We start from the raw sequence: 16,615 nt of genomic DNA on the forward strand, positions 1-16,615 counted from the left end.
CCCCGGACAACACCCTTGCGGAACGGGCGACTTGCTGGGGGACGCACCAGGGCCGCATGCCCTCCGCGCCAACGATCCGGGCACCGCCGAACGACCGGAGGATGATCACGAACTTCTCGCAGCCCGGCCCCGATCTCCTCAGGAGCACCCGATGCGCGTCAGTCGCCGCACCACCGTCCTCGCCGCCTCCTCCCTCGCCCTCACCCTCTCCCTCACGGCGGCTCCGGCCTTAGCCGCCCCCGCCTTCGCCACCACGTCCCCGGTCTCGGCATCCGCCACGGCCGGCCCGGACGCCGAGGCCCTGCGCGCCGCGCTCGCAGGCCTGCCCGACGCGGACGCCACCGTCGCGCTGGTCCGGGTCGGCGGCACCGACGGCAGTTGGCGCGGCAGCGCGGGCGTGCACGACCTGGCGAGCGGCCGGGCGGCGGACCCCGACGCCCGCTTCCGCGCCGGCTCGACGACAAAGGTGGTGACGGCCGCGGCCGTTCTCAAACTCGCCGCGCAGGGCCGGATCGACCTGGACACGCCGATCCAGCACTACCTCCCGGGGCTGCTCACCCGGGACTTCGAGCCGATCTCGGTACGGCAGCTGCTGAACCACACCAGCGGCATCCGGGCGGGCGACGGCTGGGGCGACTCCTTCGAGGACCAGTACGCGCACCGCTTCGACACGATCACCCCGGAGCAGGTCGTGAGGTCGGCGGTGGCCAAGGGACCGGAGTTCTGCCCCGGCCGGAAGCAGGACTACCTCAACATCAACTACACGATCCTCGGCCTGCTGATCGAGAAGGTGACGGGACGCTCGTACGCCTCGGAGGCCACCCGGCTCGTGCTGCGCCCCGCCGGGATGCGGGACACGTACTTTCCGGGCACCGACCCCCGTATCCACGGCCCGCACAACCACGGCTACCAGGCGGTGAAGCGGCCCGACGGGACGACGGAGTTCGTCGACGTGACGGAGTGGAACCAGGCGGACCGGTGGGCGGCCGGGGACATGATCTCCACGACGGCGGACCTGGAACGCCTGCTCATCTCGCTCTTCCGGGGCCGGATCGTGCCCGGACCGCAGCTGGAGGAGATGTTCACGGTCCCGGCGGGCGTCAAGGGCGCCACCTACAGTGCCGGGCTCCAGCGGTTCGCGTACCAGGGCCGGGTCTACTGGCTCAAGTCCGGTGCCCGGTACGGCTACAGCGCGGTGCTCGGCGGGACCCGTGACCTGAGCCGGACCCTCCTCTACTCGGTCGGCTCGACGGACGACAAGGGCGAGGACATGAACCCGGTGGCGCAGCGGATCGCCCTGGCGGCGCTCAAGTAGCGAGCGCGGTCGCGGGAGCCGGGGTCAGTGCCTCCAGCCGCTTGATCTTCTTCCGTACGACGTACAGCGGGACGACCCCGAACACCCCGAACGACATGTCGATCAGGCTCCACCAGAAGGGGATCTGGCGGATCGGTCCGCAGATCAGTGCGAGCGGGACGATCCCGGCACAGGCGATCATCCCGAACTCGACCACCCAGATGTTGCGGACCGGATCGCGGTAGGGCCCGTAGAATGCGACGGCGATGACGAGGTGCGCGAACGCCAGCCAGTCCGTGCCGTACAGGACGAAGGGGTACTCGGCGTCGGCGGCGTCCAGGCCCTGCCTCACCCGCGAGATCCAGTCCATCAGCCCCGGCAGATGCTCCGGCACGGACAGGGACCGCAGGGCGTCCTCCGTCCACCGCAGTTCGTGCACCAGCGGGAAGGCGGTGGCACCGCTGAGCACCAGACACACGACGAAGGAGACCAGCCAGACGCGAATGCCCTTGAGCAGGGCGGCCCTGTCGCTCATGACCAGAGCGTACGCCGAGAATTGAACATGTTCAAAACCGGCTCGGGGTGCGGTCATGTCCGTCGCGGGCTCGGTGATGCGGACCGGCAGATGAACGGGAGCGGACGTCCCGGTGTGGCCCGGGCGGCAGAAGGATCAGGGACCTGTGGACGGCCTGCCCGCCGTGCCTGCCGCGGTTACGTTGCGGCGGTGCGGACACAGCAGCAGTCGGGGAAGGGCCGGACCGGTGACGCACCGCAGACGGCGAACGCCCCAGGCTGCGCCGCACCTTCGACCGGGTCCTGACGTGGCTGGGCGCGGCTGTCGTCCTGACGCTGCTGATCGTGCTGGTGGTCAACATCCCCAAGGGGGTCCAGGCGACCCGCGACCACTTCGCCAAGCGTGCCCCGGTGGCCCCGGACAGCGTGAAGGCATCCCACTCCCACCCGGGCCACAAGCCCGAGCCGGCCTTCGACAAGCTCAACAACACATGGCGGGGACCCGGGGTTTCGGAGTCCGGCCAGGGTCAGTGGATCGAGGCCCGCTTCGCCGAGCCGACACGGCTTTTGGACCTGGTCATCACGCCGGGCGTCTCGACCCGCCCCGACCAGCTCTCCCAGTCGGCGCTCCCGCACCGTGTCGAGGCCCGTGTCACCACGGCCGACGGCAGGACCACGGTTCGTAACTCACCCTCGACCAGGGCGCGGGCGGCCAGCGCCGGGCGTTCCGCGTCGGCGACGTCACCGCGGTCCGCTTCACCATCGAGTCGGCCTACCAGACCTCCGCGAGCAAGCAGGTGTCCATCGCGGAGATCGAGTTCTTCGACCCGTCGAACGCAAACTCGTCCTGACGTCACCGGCCTTGGCGGAACGCGGACCCACTTCGGCTCTACGTGAGGCACGACACCTTGATGAACGAAACGGTTTCGTTCAGGATGGGGGTGAGCCCGCGCCTCCAGCAGGGAGAAGACAGCCATGGTCTCCGTACTCGTGGTCACCGACCAGTCCCTGCAGCGCCTCGCCCTGCGCACGCTCCTGGCCGCCGAGCCCGGCCTGAGCGTCGTCGGGGAGGCGGCCAGCGGGGCCGAGGCGGTCCGTAGGAGCGCCGCGCTCCGTCCCGATGTCGTCCTGGTGGACAGCCCGCGCTCCCGGGCGGACGGCATCGAGACGGTCCGGCGCCTCGCACAGCCGCCACGCCTCCCCCGCCTTCTGGAACCGGCGGAGGCAGGAGCGCACGTTCCCCGCGTCCTGGTACTCACCCCCGCCGACCACGAGGACTACGCCTACGCCGCCCTGCGCGCCGGAGCGGACGGGTTCCTCCTCGACGACGCCGACCCGGCCGAACTGACCGCGGCCGTCCGCGTGGTGGCCGCCGGTGACGCCGTCATCACTCCCGGCCTGACCCGCGCCCTGATCGACACCGTCCGGCACCAGCGCACCCCTCACCCCGTGCAGCGGGCATCCACGCTCGACACCCTCACCGCACGCGAACGCGACATCCTCGTCGCCGTCGCCGCCGGCTGGTCCAACGCCGAGATCGCCCACTGGCTGTCCATCGCCCCGACCACCGTCAAGACCCACGTCAGCCACGTCCTGGCCAAGATCGGCGCCCGCGCCCGCGTCCAGGCCGTGACCTTCGCCTACGAGTCGGGACTCATCCGGCCCGCGGCGTGAAGGGGAGAGACGGCGCCGGCTGTCGCTACAGCCCCACGATCTTGTTCCAGCGCTTCGCGAACTCCACCCGCTCCGTCGCCTTGATGTCCCGGGCGATCGCCAGGCGGTTGCGCATCGCGGTGTCCGGGAAGATCAGCGGGTTGTCGGCGAGGGCCGCGGTGTCCTTGTCCTTGGAAGCCGCCAGGACCTCCCTGGCCGCCGGGACCGGGCAGACGTAGTTGACCCAGGCGGCGAGCTCCGCGGCGACCTCGGGCTCGTAGTAGTAGTCCACCAGCCGCTCGGCGGTGGCCTTGTGGCGGGCGCGGTTGGGGATCATCAGGGAGTCCGACCAGAGCTCCGCGCCCTCCTCGGGGACGACGAAGCGGATGTCGGGGTTGTCGGCCTGGAGCTGGATGACATCGCCGGAGTAAGCCTGACAGGCCAGTACGTCCCCGCTGACCAGGTCCTTGGTGTAGTCGTTGCCGGTGAAGCGGCGGATCTGGCCCCGGTGGACCTCCTTCTCCACCTGGTCGCAGACCCGGTGGAAGTCGCCGGCCGTCCACTTGGTGATGTCCACGCCATTGCCCTCCATCAGCAGCGCGAACGCCTCGTCCAGGCCGGACAGGAGGGTCACCCTGCCCTTGAGGTCGCTCGCCCACAGGTCGGAGACATGACGGATCTCGCGGCCCAGCTTGCGGCGGTTGTACGCGATGCCGGTGATACCGGACTGCCACGGCACCGTGAACCTGCGGCCGGGGTCGAAGGCCGGCGAGCGCAGCAGCGGGTCGAGGTACTTCGCCACGTTGGGCTGCCGGGCCCGGTCCATCTTCTGGACCCACCCCAGCCGCACGAACCGCGCGCACATCCAGTCGCTGATGACGATCAGGTCGCGGCCCGTCGACTGGTGGTTCATCAACGACGGGCTGATCTTGCCGAAGAACTCGTCGTTGTCGTTGATCTCCTCGATGTAGTCGACGGATATCCCGGTGCGCTTCTCGAAGGCCTCCAGCGTGGGCCGCTTGTTCGGGTTGTCGTCGTCCGTATCGATGTAGAGGGGCCAGTTCGCCCAGGTCAGCTTCTTGTCCGTGGCGGACAGGTCGGCTACGGCACGGTCGCCGGGCTTCACGTACGCGGCGGGCACCCCGCAGCCGGCGAGAGCGCCGAGCGCGGCGGTGCCGCCCAGCGCGCGCAGCAGGGAGCGGCGGGAGAGCGCGGGCGGGTCAGAAGAAGTCCGGGGCACCCTGGCAGCATGCCTTCCCGCCCCGGGGCCGGACAATCGACGGTGCGTCGAGCAGGCCCGGGCGGAGCCGACACCTTGTCGATTCGATCACGTCCCCGCACGGGCTGAAGCACCGACCGGAACCAGACCGACCTCCACGGCCGGCCCACCGTGCGGATGCATCCACCCCGGTCCGGACAGCGATCCAACTGCCCTCCCCCACCGGGAGGTTGAGCCGAACGCAATGGTCGGCAAGGCTGACGACCAGGCGCTCCGGCAGCTGTGGATCGCCCAGCGTCGTCGCGGAGTCGACCCGCGCTCCCGCCTGCGGACCTCCGGTCGGCAGCCGCCCCTTGACCAGCTCCTGCAAGTTGACGCGCTCCCGCCGCTCCAGCCCCGCAGCAGACCCGCGCTCAGGGACGACGGGCCCTCCCCCGTCGCGCCTCCCGCGACCGTCCGACCACCGCGCACAAGGAACACCGCGGCCCCGGGCGGGCTGTCCTCCGTCCGGGGCCGTGGGCTTGTGGTGTCAGCCGTCCAGGGACGTCATGACGTGCTTGATGCGGGTGTAGTCGTCGAAGCCGTACGCCGACAGGTCCTTGCCGTAGCCGGACTTCTTGAAGCCGCCGTGCGGCATCTCGGCGACCAGCGGGATGTGGGTGTTGATCCACACACAGCCGAAGTCGAGCTTCTTGGACATCCGCATGGCGCGGCCGTGGTCCTTGGTCCAGACGGAGGAGGCGAGGGCGTACTCGACGCCGTTGGCCCACTCGACGGCCTGGTCCTCGTCGGTGAAGGACTGGACGGTGATGACCGGGCCGAAGACCTCGTTCTGGACGATCTCGTCGTCCTGCTTCAGGCCGGAGACGACGGTCGGGGCGTAGAAGTAGCCCTTGTCGCCGACCCTTTGGCCGCCCGCCTCGACCTTGGCGTGGGCGGGGAGGCGCTCGATGAAGCCGCTGACCTGCTTGAGCTGGTTCGGGTTGTTGAGCGGGCCGAACAGCACGTCCTCGTCGTCCGGCTGCCCGGTCTTGGTCTCGGCGGCGGCCTTGGCGAGCGCGGCGACGAACTCGTCGTGGATGGACTCCTGGACGAGGACGCGGGTGGCGGCCGTGCAGTCCTGGCCGGCGTTGAAGAAGCCCGCCACGGAGATGTCCTCGACGGCCTTGGCGATGTCGGTGTCGTCGAAGACGACGACCGGCGCCTTGCCGCCCAGCTCCAGGTGGACGCGCTTGACGTCCTTGGCCGCGGACTCCGCGACCGACATGCCGGCGCGGACGGAGCCGGTGATGGAGGCCATCGCCGGGGTCGGGTGCTCGACCATCCGGCGGCCGGTCTCACGGTCGCCGCAGATGACGTTGAAGACGCCCTTGGGCAGGATCGAGCCGAGGATCTCGGCGATCAGGACCGTGGAGGCCGGGGTGGTGTCCGAGGGCTTCAGGACGACGGTGTTGCCCGCGGCGATCGCCGGGGCGAACTTCCACACGGCCATCATCATCGGGTAGTTCCACGGCGCGACCTGGGCGCAGACGCCGACCGGCTCGCGACGGACGATGGAGGTCATGCCCTCCATGTACTCACCGGCGCTCCGCCCCTCCAGCATGCGGGCGGCACCCGCGAAGAAGCGGATCTGGTCGACCATCGGCGGGATCTCCTCGGAGCGGGTCAGCCCGGTCGGCTTGCCCGTGTTCTCCACCTCGGCCGCGATCAGTTCCTCGGCGCGCTCCTCGAACGCGTCCGCGATCTTCAGGAGGGCCTTCTGCCGCTCCGCGGGCGTCGTGTCGCGCCAGCCGGGGAAGGCCGCGGCGGCGGCCGCCATGGCGGCGTCGACGTCCGCCTCCCCGGACAGCGGCGCGGTCGCGTACGCCTCGCCCGTCGCGGGGTTGACCACCTCGGTGGTCCGTCCGTCGGCGGCGTCCCGGAACTCGCCGTCAATGTAGTTCCGTAGTGTGCGCAGCCCACGCAGCTCGGTGCTCACTGCCGGCCTCCTGATCAGGTTCAAGCTGTCCAATCGCTGAGACACCCACCCTAATCCGCAGTCCCACGTTTTCAACACCCCCGTCCGGGCAACTTCTGCGAAATCCGCAGTACCGGGTCACGCAAACAACGAATTTCATCGATACGGCCTTGCGGAAGTGTCGAGACGTCGTGCACAGTGAGCTCGTGGCCAGTCGAAGCGCAGACCAGAGGGACTCGTCCCGCGAGTCCAGGAACGGCAACAGTCCCCAGCTGGACGCCGTCTCCCTCGCCATCATTCAGCAGCTCCAGGAGGACGGCCGCCGGCCGTACGCCGCGATCGGCAAGGCCGTCGGCCTCTCCGAAGCGGCCGTGCGCCAGCGCGTCCAGAAGCTGCTGGACCAGGGCGTGATGCAGATCGTCGCCGTCACGGACCCGCTCACCGTGGGCTTCCGCAGGCAGGCGATGGTCGGGATCAACGTCGAGGGCGATGTCGAGTCGATCGCGGACGCGCTGACCGCCATGTCGGAAGTCGAGTACGTGGTGATGACCGCGGGCTCGTTCGACATCCTCGCCGAGATCGTCTGCGAGGACGACGACCACCTGCTGGACGTCATCAACAAACGCATCCGGGCCCTGCCCGGGGTGCGCTCCACCGAAAGCTTCGTCTATCTGAAGCTGAAGAAGCAGACCTACATGTGGGGAACCCGATAACCGTGACCCAGAAGGACCTCAGCCGCACCGCGTACGACCACCTGTGGATGCACTTCACCCGCATGTCCTCGTACGAGAACTCCCCCGTCCCGACCATCGTCCGGGGCGAGGGCACCTACATCTACGACGACAAGGGCAAGCGCTACCTCGACGGTCTCGCCGGTCTGTTCGTGGTCCAGGCCGGTCACGGCCGCACGGAGCTCGCCGAGACCGCCTTCAAGCAGGCTCAGGAGCTGGCGTTCTTCCCGGTGTGGTCCTACGCCCACCCGAAGGCCGTGGAGCTGGCCGAGCGCGTCGCCGACTACGCCCCGGGCGACCTGAACAAGGTCTTCTTCACCACCGGCGGCGGCGAGGCGGTCGAGACCGCCTGGAAGCTGGCCAAGCAGTACTTCAAGCTCACCGGCAAGCCGACCAAGTACAAGGTCATCTCCCGCGCGGTCGCCTACCACGGCACCCCGCAGGGCGCCCTGTCCATCACCGGCCTGCCGGGCCTGAAGGCCCCCTTCGAGCCGCTGGTGCCGGGCGCGTACAAGGTCCCGAACACCAACATCTACCGCGCCCCGATCTTCGGCGACGACCCGGAGGCCTTCGGCCGCTGGGCCGCCGACCAGATCGAGCAGCAGATCCTCTTCGAGGGCCCCGACACCGTCGCCGCGGTCTTCCTGGAGCCCGTGCAGAACGCCGGCGGCTGCTTCCCGCCCCCGCCCGGCTACTTCCAGCGGGTCCGCGAGATCTGCGACCAGTACGACGTGCTGCTCGTGTCGGACGAGGTCATCTGCGCCTTCGGCCGCCTGGGCACGATGTTCGCCTGTGACAAGTTCGGCTACGTCCCGGACATGATCACCTGCGCCAAGGGCATGACCTCGGGCTACTCCCCGATCGGCGCCTGCGTGGTCTCCGACCGCATCGCCGAGCCGTTCTACAAGGGCGACAACACCTTCCTGCACGGCTACACCTTCGGCGGCCACCCGGTCTCCGCGGCCGTGGGCCTGGCGAACCTGGACCTGTTCGAGCGCGAGGGCCTCAACCAGCACGTCCTCGACAACGAGTCCGCGTTCCTGTCCACCCTGCAGAAGCTGCACGACCTGCCGATCGTCGGCGACGTCCGCGGCAACGGCTTCTTCTACGGCATCGAGCTCGTCAAGGACAAGGTGACGAAGGAGTCCTTCAACGACGAGGAGACCGAGCGCGTCCTGTACGGCTTCCTCTCCAAGGCGCTCTTCGAGAACGGCCTGTACTGCCGTGCCGACGACCGCGGTGACCCGGTCGTCCAGCTCGCCCCGCCGCTGATCTCCAACCAGGACACGTTCGACGAGATCGAGCAGATCCTGCGCGCGACGCTCACGGAGGCGTGGACGAAGCTCTGATCTTCCGCCTGGATGATCAACGTCGGCCCCGGTGCCGTCCGTTCGAGTGAGAACGGACGCCCGGGGCCGTGTGCTGTCCGGCCTCCCGCCGGGACCTGCCTAGCGTGCCAGTGACCGATCGGCCCGGCTTTCGTTCCCCCGGAAGGCCCTTTCGTCATATTCCCGTCGCCCGGCCGGGGGCCAGGCGGGCGTGCGACGACGGGGCCTCACGGGGGATCGGGCACGGGAAAACGGATCAGAACCGAGGTGTACGCCATGGAGGCCCTGCCGGACAACGACGTGCTCTGGGCACGCTCCCTGCACTACCGGCACCCCGACGGCTCGCCCGCGCTCGCCGGCGTCTCACTCGGTGTGCGGGAGGGCGAGATCCTCGCCGTCAGCGGCCCGCGCGGCAGTGGCAAGACCACCCTGCTGCGCTGTCTGTCCGGCCTGGTGCCGGTGCGGCACGGCGAGGTCTGGTTCAACAGCGTGCCCGTCCACACCATGGGCCCCGTGGGCCGTGAGCGGCTGCGCCGGGACCGCTTCAGCTGGATCGATCCGGCACCGCTGCTCGTCCCCGAGCTGAACGTCTGGGAGAACGCGGCCCTCCCCCTGATGCTGCGCGGCACCAGCCGCCGCCGGGCCAAGATCGCCGCCCTGGAGTGGCTGGAGCGCCTCGACATCGGCGACAAGTCCCGCAGGCGCCCGCACGAATTGCTCCAGGCCGAACGGCAGCGCGCCTCGATCGCCCGGGCCCTGGCGCCCGCCCCGACGGTCCTGTTCGCCGACGAGCCGACCGCGCCGCTGCACCGCGCCGACCGCTCCCATGTCCTGCGCACGCTGATGACGGCGGCCCGCTCGCACGGCATCACGGTGGTGCTGGCCACGCACGACTCCGAGACCGCGGCCCTGGCCGACCGCACGGTGTCCCTGCTGGACGGGCGGCGCGTGAACACCGTGCATCTGCCTCCGGCGCCCGATACGGAAGGCCGGGCCGCGTGCTCGCTCTCCGCCTGAGCCGGGTCGCCCACCCCGCGGTCCAGCTGCGCCGCCTCCTCGTGGCCACGGCCGCCGCGGGCACGGGCTTCCTGCTCCTGGCCGCCCTCGGGTACGCGCTGAGCCACCCCGAGGACCCGGCCGCCGGATCCCTGCGCCTGGCCTGGTGCGCGCTGCCCCTGGCGGCCACGGTGTACCTCGCGGTCGGCGTCGCCCGCACCGACCCCGGCACGAAGCCCCGCCCCGGCCTGTCGGCCCTCGGTCTCGGCCCGGCCCGGCTGATGGCGATCTCGGTGCTCACGACGGCCCTGTCCTGCGCGCTGGGCTCGATGCTGGCGCTGCTGTTCTTCCTCCATCTGCGCGGTGACCTCACCGGCATGCCCTTCGACGGCGCCGCCAAGGAGTTCCTGGCGGCGGGCGAGCCCCTCCCGCTGCCGGCCGCGCTCACCCTCCTCGCGCTGGTACCGGCGATCGCCTCCGCGGCGGTGGCCCTCACGCTGCGCCCCCGGGACGCCCGCCCCGCGGCCGGCCGCAACGCTCGCACGGGTGGCCGCTTCGGGTCGCACGGCCACGCAGCATCGCGGGAGACGTTCGGGGCGTACGGCCGCTTCGGCACACGCCTGAGGATCGGCGGCGGCCGCCCGGCCCCGGGCGTCCCCGCGCCGGCGGACGGCACCTCGCACGACCTGGACCACGAGTCCGACCCCCACGCAGCGGCCCCGCACGCCCCGCGCTGGACCGGCACCCTCGCTCCCGCCCCGCACGGCTCCCCGGCCGGCCTCCCCTGGGGCTTCGCCGTTCTCGCCGCCGGCCTCGCCGTCGAGGCGTACACGAGCCGCTCCGGCCCCGTGGCCCTCCCCGGCGACGCCGTCGGCGGCACCGCCGGAGTACTGGCCGGCTGGGCCCTGACGGCCCTGGGCCTGATCCTGGCCGCCCCGGGCCTCACGCACCTGTGCGGCCGCCTGCTGCAGGCGGCGCGCCCGGGGGCGCTCCGCCTCCTGGCCGGCCGTGTCCTCATGGCGGAGGCCGGCCGCATCGGCCGCCCCGTGGGCGTGGTCTGCGCGGTCGCGTCGGGCACGTACACCATGACCACGCTGTACGGCGGCGCCGCACCCTCCTTCTTCGGCCCTCTGACCGTCCTCGGCACCCTCCTGGTCACCGGCTGCACCGTGGCCACCCTGTTCACGGCGGCCGTGGAGGCCCGGCAGTCCCGCGCCGACACCACCGCCGCCCTGCTCCGGCTCGGTGCACCCACGCGCATGCTGCGCAGTGCCGCCGCCCTGCGCGCGGGCGCCCTGCTGGCCCTCTTCGCCCCGCTCGCGCTGGTGACCGCGCAGCTGACGGCGCTCCCGCTGGCCCGCTGAGAATCCGCGGAAAAAAGTTCGCGGACCGCCGATGACTTCTCCGGCGGCCCGGTGTCTACCCCTGCGAACGGCACAAACCCCGAGGGAGAGAACGGCATGTACCAGCAGATGATCTTCGTGAACCTGGCCACCAACGACGTCGACGCCGCGAAGAAGTTCTTCACGGAGCTCGGCTACTCGATCAACCCGCAGTTCAGCACCGACGACTGCGCCTGCGTCGTGATCAGCGACACGATCATCGCGATGCTGCTGAGCAAGCAGCGCTACGCCGACTTCACGAAGAAGGAGATCGCCGACTCGACGAAGACCAGCGAGACGCTGATCTGTCTGAGCGCCGAGAGCCGCGAGAAGGTCGACGAGCTGGTGGACAAGGCGATCACGGCCGGCGGCTCGGCGACCGGTGAGACCCAGGACCAGGGCTTCATGTACGGCCGCGCCTTCGACGACCTCGACGGCCACACGTGGGAGGTCATGTGGATGGACCCGGCCGCGGTGCAGGGCTGACGGGATACCGGTCCGCCGCCCCGAACGCCTGTGCCAGCATGGGCGGGTGCATCCGACACCCGCCCAGCCCAACCGCGCCGCCCACGACCATGAGATCGAGTCGCTCGCCGAGTTCGACGAGGTCGTCGCCGGACCCGGCTCGCTCGCCCGGTTCCGTGTCCAGGCCGTCGATCTGACGGACCGTACGCACGCCCTGCTCTCCGTCGACTCCGCGGGGGCGGTCTTCCTCGGCTGCCGGATGGACCCCGAGGCCGCCGCCCGGGTGCGGGCGACAGGCGCGCTGGTGTTCCCGCCCGTGCCGGACCTCCCCTTCGACCCGTACCGCGGATTCGTCTACTCCCCCGACGAGCTGTTCGAATCGCTCGACGAGGGGTACGAGGCGACTCCGGACGCACGGGCCTACGGCTGGTTCCAGCGGACGAAGGCCGACGGGGACGTGTACGCCTCCATGCTGCGCGCGGTCCACGACGACGCCGTCTCCGACGCGCTCGACGAACTCCTCGTGGACACCCGGGTGGTGGGCGTCATGGGAGGGCACGCCATGGCCCGCGGCACGGAGGCCTACGGCGACGCCGCCCGCCTCGGCCGCGAGCTGGCACGCGCCGGTCTCACGGTGGCCACCGGCGGCGGACCGGGCGCCATGGAGGCGGCGAACCTCGGCGCGTACGCCGCCCCGTTCGACGACGGGATGCTGACGGAGGCGCTGCAACTCCTCGCCAAGGCACCCTCGTTCCGGCCGTCCGTCACCGACTGGGCCCGCGCCGCCTTCGAGGTGCGCGACCGCTGGCCGGGCGGCGGCGGTTCCGTGGGCATCCCCACCTGGTTCTACGGCCACGAACCGCCCAACGCCTTCGCCGCGCACATCGCCAAGTACTTCGCCAACTCCGTGCGCGAGGACGGTCTGCTGGCCCGCTCCACCGGGGGCGTGGTGTTCCTGCCGGGCGCCGCCGGGACCGTACAGGAGATATTCGACAACGCGACGCCCAACTACTACGAGTCGCGCGGTGAGCCCACCCCGATGGTGCTGGTGGGCCGGGCGCACTGGACGGAGCGGCTGCCGGCCTGGCCGTTGTTGCAAACACTCGCCAGGGAACGGCGGATGGAGGCCAGAATCGCCCTGGTTGACCGGATCGAGGAGGCTCCGGAGGCGTTGAAACGTCTCGGCGGTTAATGAGCGGGCAAAGTCAACACCTGTAGGCGGCATATGCATTGACACTGCCGATGAAGCGCTTATAAACCTGTGAGTCACCTGGGGCGGTGGAGCCTCGCCTCGTCATTGCTTCATCTGCCCCTCAGCCCCCCGCAGTTGTGCAATCCGTAAAGGACAAACGTGTCCATAACCCGCCGCAGTGCACGTTCCGTGCGCATCCTGGGTGTCGCCTCCGCTTCCGCCGCGCTGGTGCTGGGCGTCGCCAACACCGCGCTCGCGTGCAACATCAAGGAGTTCTCCGCCGAAGCCACCTGTGACGGCTCCAAGGGCGTCATCGTCGTCACCGACAAGGACCCCTCCGGTACCCCGGCCGTCATCACCGTGTTCCTGGAGAACAACGGCGCCGACGCGAAGAAGGTCGGCAAGCCGGAAAACATCAAGGGCTCCAAGGAAGGCACCACGGTCACCTTCGCCGAGGACTGGAAGCCGAACGCGACGTACCGCATCCACGTCAAGGCCGGCAACCAGGTCGACGCGGACATCACGCCGAACCTGACCACCCCGTCCACGGCCTGCAAGGCCGAGGACAGCCCGACCCCGACCCCGTCGGCCACCCCGTCGCCGTCGAAGTCCACCCCGGCCGAGTCCGACTCCCCGACCCCGTCGGCCTCGGAGAGCACCAGCACCGCCCCGGCGGCGACCCCGAGCAACGCGCCGTCCCCGGCGGCCGGTGACTCGAACCTCGCCGAGACCGGTGCGAACTCCAACACCGGCCTGATCGCCGGCATCGCGGCCGCCCTGGTCGTCATCGGTGGCGGCGCCGTGTTCTTCGGCATGCGCCGCCGCGGGACGAACAACGGCCGCTGAGGCCTCACTTCACTCCCGTACACAGTCGTGGCCCGTCCCCGAATCCCCGGGGGACGGGCCACGACCGTTCAGCCGTAATGTGGTCTGGTCAGCGGGCCACGCAGGGCGACGGTGGCCTTCTCATGACCGCGGCGCCAGTGCACACCGTCCTCGGCGAGTTCCACCAGCCATTCCGCGTTCAGGCCCGGCGCGGTGTCCGTGGCGTGCAGATGGATGCTGCGGGCGGGTCCGCGCAGTTCCTTCGCCGCTTCGTGCGGCGCGTTCCGCTGCACCCGCTCCACCAGTTCGAGATCGACTCAGCGCAGGGCGTCGCCCATACGGCAGACCAGTTGCTCCAGTCGCCGGTCGGGGCAGGTCGTCGTGACCGTCACCCCCGGACGCGGATGATCAGCCGAGCACGACGATTTCGGTCGGGTCGAACTCCACGCCGACCTCTGCCCCGACCTCCGGGGCCTCCCGCAGTGCGCACGCCGCTTCCAGGCGTGGGGCGTCGTCCTCGGGGCGGAGGTGGAGCGCGACATGGGTGCCCTTGAAGGTGCGGGCGGTCACCGTGCAGCGCAGGCCCTCGTCGGCCGCCACGAGCCGCACCCCGGCGGGCCGTACGAGCAGCGAGCACGCACCCTGCGGCGCGTCCTCCGGTACCGGGAGCTTGCCCCACGGCGTGACCGCGGCCGTCCCCGCGACCGTCGCCGGCACCACGTTGTCGAAGCCGAGGAAGCGGGCCACGAACTCGTCCGCCGGGCGCTGCCACACGTCGAGGGGCGTTCCGGACTGGGCGATGCGCCCGTCCCGCATCACCACCACCCGGTCGGCGAGCGCGAACGCCTCGCCCTGGTCATGCGTCACGGCCAGCACGGTGGTGCCCAACCGGCCGAAGAGCTCCCGGAGTTCGACGACCAGCCGTTCCCGCAGCGAGCGGTCCAGCTGGCCGAGCGGCTCGTCCAGCATCAGCAGCCGGGGCCGGGGCGCGAGGGCCCGGGCCAGCGCCACCCGCTGCTGCTCCCCGCCGGACAGCCCGGCGACGGCCCGGCGGGCGGCGCCCGGAAGTCCCACGAGCTCCAGCAACTCCCGTACCTGGGCGTCCTGTTCCCCCTTGGCCGCCCCGCGCATCCGCAGCCCGAACGCCACGTTGCCGCCCACGTCCCGCTGCGGGAACAGCTGATGGTCCTGGAACATCAGCCCGACCCCCCGCTTGTGCGCGGGGACCCGGCCCTGGTCGCGCCCGTCGAGCGACACCCGTCCGAGGTCCAGCGGCTGGAGCCCGGCCACCGCCCGCAGCAGCGTCGACTTGCCGCTGCCGCTGGGCCCGAGCACGCACACGATCTCGTGCTCGGCGACATCGAGATCGACGGCGTCGAGCACGGCCCGCCCGCCGAAGCGCACGGTCGCGGACTCAAGGCTCAGCAGCATCAGAACTCCCCCGTCCGGTCGGTCCGCAGCCGCTCGAGCAGCAGCAGCGCCACCGCGCACACCACCATCAGAATCGTCGACAGGGCCATCGCCTGCCCGTAGTTGAGATCACCGGGCCGGCCGAGCAGCCGCGCCACCGCGACGGGCAGCGTCGGGTTGTCGGGCCGCGCGATGAACACGGTCGCGCCGAACTCCCCCAGCGACACGGCGAAGGCGAACCCGGCCGCGATCAGCAGCGCCCGCCGCACCATCGGCAGATCGACCTCCCGCCACACCCGCCACGGCGACGCCCCGAGCACGGCCGCCGCCTCCCGCAGCCGCCCGTCCACCGCCCGCAGCACGGGCAGCATGGTCCGTACGACGAAGGGCACACCGACCAGCGCCTGGGCGAGCGGTACGAGGATCCAGGACTGGCGCAGATCCAGCGGCGGCTTGTCGAGGGCGATGAGGAACCCGAAGCCGACGGTCACCGCGGACACGCCCAGCGGCAGCATCAGCAGCGCGTCGAATCCGCGGACGACCCGGCCGGCGTCACGGCGGGCGAGCGCGGCGGCGGCGAGCGCGCCGATGACCACGGCGATGGCGGTGGCGGCGACGGCGTACTGGAGCGAGTTCCCGATCGCGCCGATCGGCGCCACCAGGAACGTACCGCCGTCGTCGCGGGTCAGCGCCCGGTAGTAGCCGAAGCCGGGGGTGTCGAAGGACCGCTGCACCAGGACCGCGAGCGGCAGGACGAGGAGCACGGCGACCGTGGCGAGGACACCGGCCAGCAGCGCCCACTGCCCCGCCCCGCGCGGCCGGCGCGCCGTCACCGACGCGTCCACCAGCCGCAGCGCCGTCTCCCGGCGCCGTACGGTCCACGCGTGCACGGCGAGGATCGCGCCCACCGCGACGAACTGGACAATCGTGAGGACCGCGGCCGTCGAGAGGTCGAAGATCTCGGAGGTCTGCCGGTAGATCTCGACTTCGAGGGTGGAGAAGGTCGGACCGCCGAGGATCTGCACCACACCGAAGGAGGTGAAGGTGAACAGGAACACCATCAGCGCGGCGGCAGCCACGGCGGGCGCCAGCGCCGGGAGGGTCACCTTGCGCCAGGCCGCCACGGGCGAGGTGCCCAGCATCCGCGCGGCCTCCTCCTGGCGCGGGTCGAGCTGCGACCACAGACCACCCACCGTGCGGACGACGACCGCGTAGTTGAAGAAGACGTGCGCCAGCAGGATCGCCCACACGGTCGTGTCCAGCCGTACGCCCCACAGGTCGTCGAGCAGCCCGCCCCGGCCGACCAGCGCGAGGAACGCCGTACCGACGACGACGGTGGGCAGCACGAACGGGACGGTGACGACGGCCCGCAGGACCTGCTTGCCCGGAAAGTCGAGGCGCGCGAAGACATACGCGGCGGGCAGCGCGACCAGCAGGGTGAGCGCGGTGGAGGCGAGCGCCTGCCAGGTGGTGAACCACAGCACGTGCCGGATGTCGGACTGCGCGAGTACGTCCGTGATCCGCCCGAGCCGCCAGACCCCGTCGGCCTTCAGACCGCGGGCGACGATCGCGGCGACGGGGTAGGCGAAGAACAGCGCGAAGAACGCGACCGGCCCGGCCATCAGCCCGAGCCGCGCCGCGCTCCCCATA

General features: G+C 71.0%; 14 protein-coding genes and 2 pseudogenes. 10 read left to right on the plus strand and 6 right to left on the minus strand.

Going from position 1 to position 16,615, the window contains the following annotated elements:
- Positions 1-151 precede the first annotated feature (151 nt).
- Positions 152-1,315: a serine hydrolase domain-containing protein gene (locus ACZ4EG_RS34995; RefSeq protein WP_467793471.1), complete on the plus strand. Its 1,164-nt coding sequence runs from the start codon at positions 152-154 to the stop codon at positions 1,313-1,315.
- Here ACZ4EG_RS34995 and ACZ4EG_RS35000 read toward each other — a convergent pair.
- Positions 1,308-1,829, minus strand: coding sequence for a hypothetical protein (locus ACZ4EG_RS35000; protein ID WP_467793472.1), 522 nt, complete (start codon positions 1,827-1,829; stop codon positions 1,308-1,310). The genes ACZ4EG_RS34995 and ACZ4EG_RS35000 overlap by 8 nt on opposite strands.
- 242 nt (positions 1,830-2,071) lie before the next feature.
- On the opposite strand from ACZ4EG_RS35000, the pseudogene ACZ4EG_RS35005 reads away from it, so the two are divergent.
- Both ACZ4EG_RS35005 and ACZ4EG_RS35010 read left to right on the plus strand, forming a co-directional pair.
- Positions 2,072-2,658, plus strand: a pseudogene (locus ACZ4EG_RS35005) (NADase-type glycan-binding domain-containing protein); the annotation flags it as partial.
- 124 nt (positions 2,659-2,782) lie between these two features.
- On the plus strand, positions 2,783-3,481 hold the full coding sequence (locus ACZ4EG_RS35010) for a LuxR C-terminal-related transcriptional regulator (protein WP_467793473.1): 699 nt from the start codon (positions 2,783-2,785) through the stop codon (positions 3,479-3,481).
- A gap of 25 nt (positions 3,482-3,506) precedes the next feature.
- Here the strand turns inward: ACZ4EG_RS35010 and ACZ4EG_RS35015 are convergent, their stop codons facing one another.
- On the minus strand, positions 3,507-4,700 hold the full coding sequence (locus ACZ4EG_RS35015) for an extracellular solute-binding protein (RefSeq protein WP_467793474.1): 1,194 nt from the start codon (positions 4,698-4,700) through the stop codon (positions 3,507-3,509).
- Positions 4,701-5,208: 508 nt separating this feature from the next.
- The gene (locus ACZ4EG_RS35020) at positions 5,209-6,657 is read right to left on the minus strand and encodes a gamma-aminobutyraldehyde dehydrogenase (RefSeq protein WP_453554359.1); all 1,449 of its coding nucleotides are present in this window, start codon (positions 6,655-6,657) and stop codon (positions 5,209-5,211) included.
- Between the two features lie 170 nt (positions 6,658-6,827).
- Here ACZ4EG_RS35020 and ACZ4EG_RS35025 point away from each other — a divergent pair, with 170 nt between their 5' ends.
- From ACZ4EG_RS35025 to ACZ4EG_RS35055, 7 genes are all read left to right on the plus strand, one after another.
- Positions 6,828-7,349 (plus strand): Lrp/AsnC family transcriptional regulator, encoded by a 522-nt coding sequence (locus tag ACZ4EG_RS35025; protein ID WP_363298690.1) that lies wholly within the window; start codon positions 6,828-6,830, stop codon positions 7,347-7,349.
- Between the two features lie 2 nt (positions 7,350-7,351).
- Positions 7,352-8,716, plus strand: coding sequence for an aspartate aminotransferase family protein (locus ACZ4EG_RS35030; protein ID WP_453554357.1), 1,365 nt, complete (start codon positions 7,352-7,354; stop codon positions 8,714-8,716).
- Positions 8,717-8,971: 255 nt separating this feature from the next.
- The gene (locus tag ACZ4EG_RS35035; protein ID WP_453554355.1) at positions 8,972-9,712 is read left to right on the plus strand and encodes an ABC transporter ATP-binding protein; all 741 of its coding nucleotides are present in this window, start codon (positions 8,972-8,974) and stop codon (positions 9,710-9,712) included.
- Complete coding sequence (locus tag ACZ4EG_RS35040; protein ID WP_467793475.1) at positions 9,694-11,055, plus strand: hypothetical protein; 1,362 nt, start codon at positions 9,694-9,696, stop codon at positions 11,053-11,055. The genes ACZ4EG_RS35035 and ACZ4EG_RS35040 overlap by 19 nt, the downstream gene beginning before the upstream one ends.
- A 96-nt stretch (positions 11,056-11,151) precedes the next feature.
- Positions 11,152-11,559, plus strand: a complete 408-nt coding sequence (locus tag ACZ4EG_RS35045; protein ID WP_467793476.1) for a VOC family protein — start codon at positions 11,152-11,154, stop codon at positions 11,557-11,559.
- A 46-nt stretch (positions 11,560-11,605) separates the two neighbouring features.
- Positions 11,606-12,730 carry an LOG family protein gene (locus tag ACZ4EG_RS35050; RefSeq protein WP_467793477.1) on the plus strand — a complete coding sequence of 375 codons (1,125 nt, stop codon included), beginning with the start codon at positions 11,606-11,608 and terminating at the stop codon, positions 12,728-12,730.
- Positions 12,731-12,889: 159 nt separating this feature from the next.
- Complete coding sequence (locus tag ACZ4EG_RS35055) at positions 12,890-13,576, plus strand: LAETG motif-containing sortase-dependent surface protein (RefSeq protein WP_467793478.1); 687 nt, start codon at positions 12,890-12,892, stop codon at positions 13,574-13,576.
- A gap of 86 nt (positions 13,577-13,662) precedes the next feature.
- Here ACZ4EG_RS35055 and ACZ4EG_RS35060 read toward each other — a convergent pair.
- The 3 genes and pseudogenes from ACZ4EG_RS35060 to ACZ4EG_RS35070 all read right to left on the minus strand — a co-directional run.
- Positions 13,663-13,866, minus strand: a pseudogene (locus tag ACZ4EG_RS35060) (hypothetical protein); the annotation flags it as partial.
- Positions 13,867-13,963: 97 nt separating this feature from the next.
- Positions 13,964-14,986, minus strand: a complete 1,023-nt coding sequence (locus tag ACZ4EG_RS35065; protein WP_453554347.1) for an ABC transporter ATP-binding protein — start codon at positions 14,984-14,986, stop codon at positions 13,964-13,966.
- A complete protein-coding gene (locus ACZ4EG_RS35070; protein ID WP_467793520.1) occupies positions 14,986-16,587 on the minus strand; it encodes an ABC transporter permease in 1,602 nt (533 codons plus the stop codon). The genes ACZ4EG_RS35065 and ACZ4EG_RS35070 overlap by 1 nt, the downstream gene beginning before the upstream one ends.
- Between the last annotated feature and the right edge of the window lie 28 nt (positions 16,588-16,615).

The organism is Streptomyces sp. NPDC025638 (assembly GCF_055558775.1).

What these genes read in the sequence shown, in the direction of transcription:
- ACZ4EG_RS35035 (WP_453554355.1), top strand. Translation starts at nt 8,972, where the DNA reads ATGGAGGCCCTGCCGGACAACGACGTGCTCTGGGCACGCTCCCTGCAC.
- ACZ4EG_RS35065 (WP_453554347.1), bottom strand. Translation starts at nt 14,986, where the DNA reads ATGCTGCTGAGCCTTGAGTCCGCGACCGTGCGCTTCGGCGGGCGGGCC.
- ACZ4EG_RS35070 (WP_467793520.1), bottom strand. Translation starts at nt 16,587, where the DNA reads ATGGCCGGGCCGGTCGCGTTCTTCGCGCTGTTCTTCGCCTACCCCGTC.
- ACZ4EG_RS35000 (WP_467793472.1), bottom strand. Translation starts at nt 1,829, where the DNA reads ATGAGCGACAGGGCCGCCCTGCTCAAGGGCATTCGCGTCTGGCTGGTC.
- ACZ4EG_RS35045 (WP_467793476.1), top strand. Translation starts at nt 11,152, where the DNA reads ATGTACCAGCAGATGATCTTCGTGAACCTGGCCACCAACGACGTCGAC.
- ACZ4EG_RS35010 (WP_467793473.1), top strand. Translation starts at nt 2,783, where the DNA reads ATGGTCTCCGTACTCGTGGTCACCGACCAGTCCCTGCAGCGCCTCGCC.
- ACZ4EG_RS34995 (WP_467793471.1), top strand. Translation starts at nt 152, where the DNA reads ATGCGCGTCAGTCGCCGCACCACCGTCCTCGCCGCCTCCTCCCTCGCC.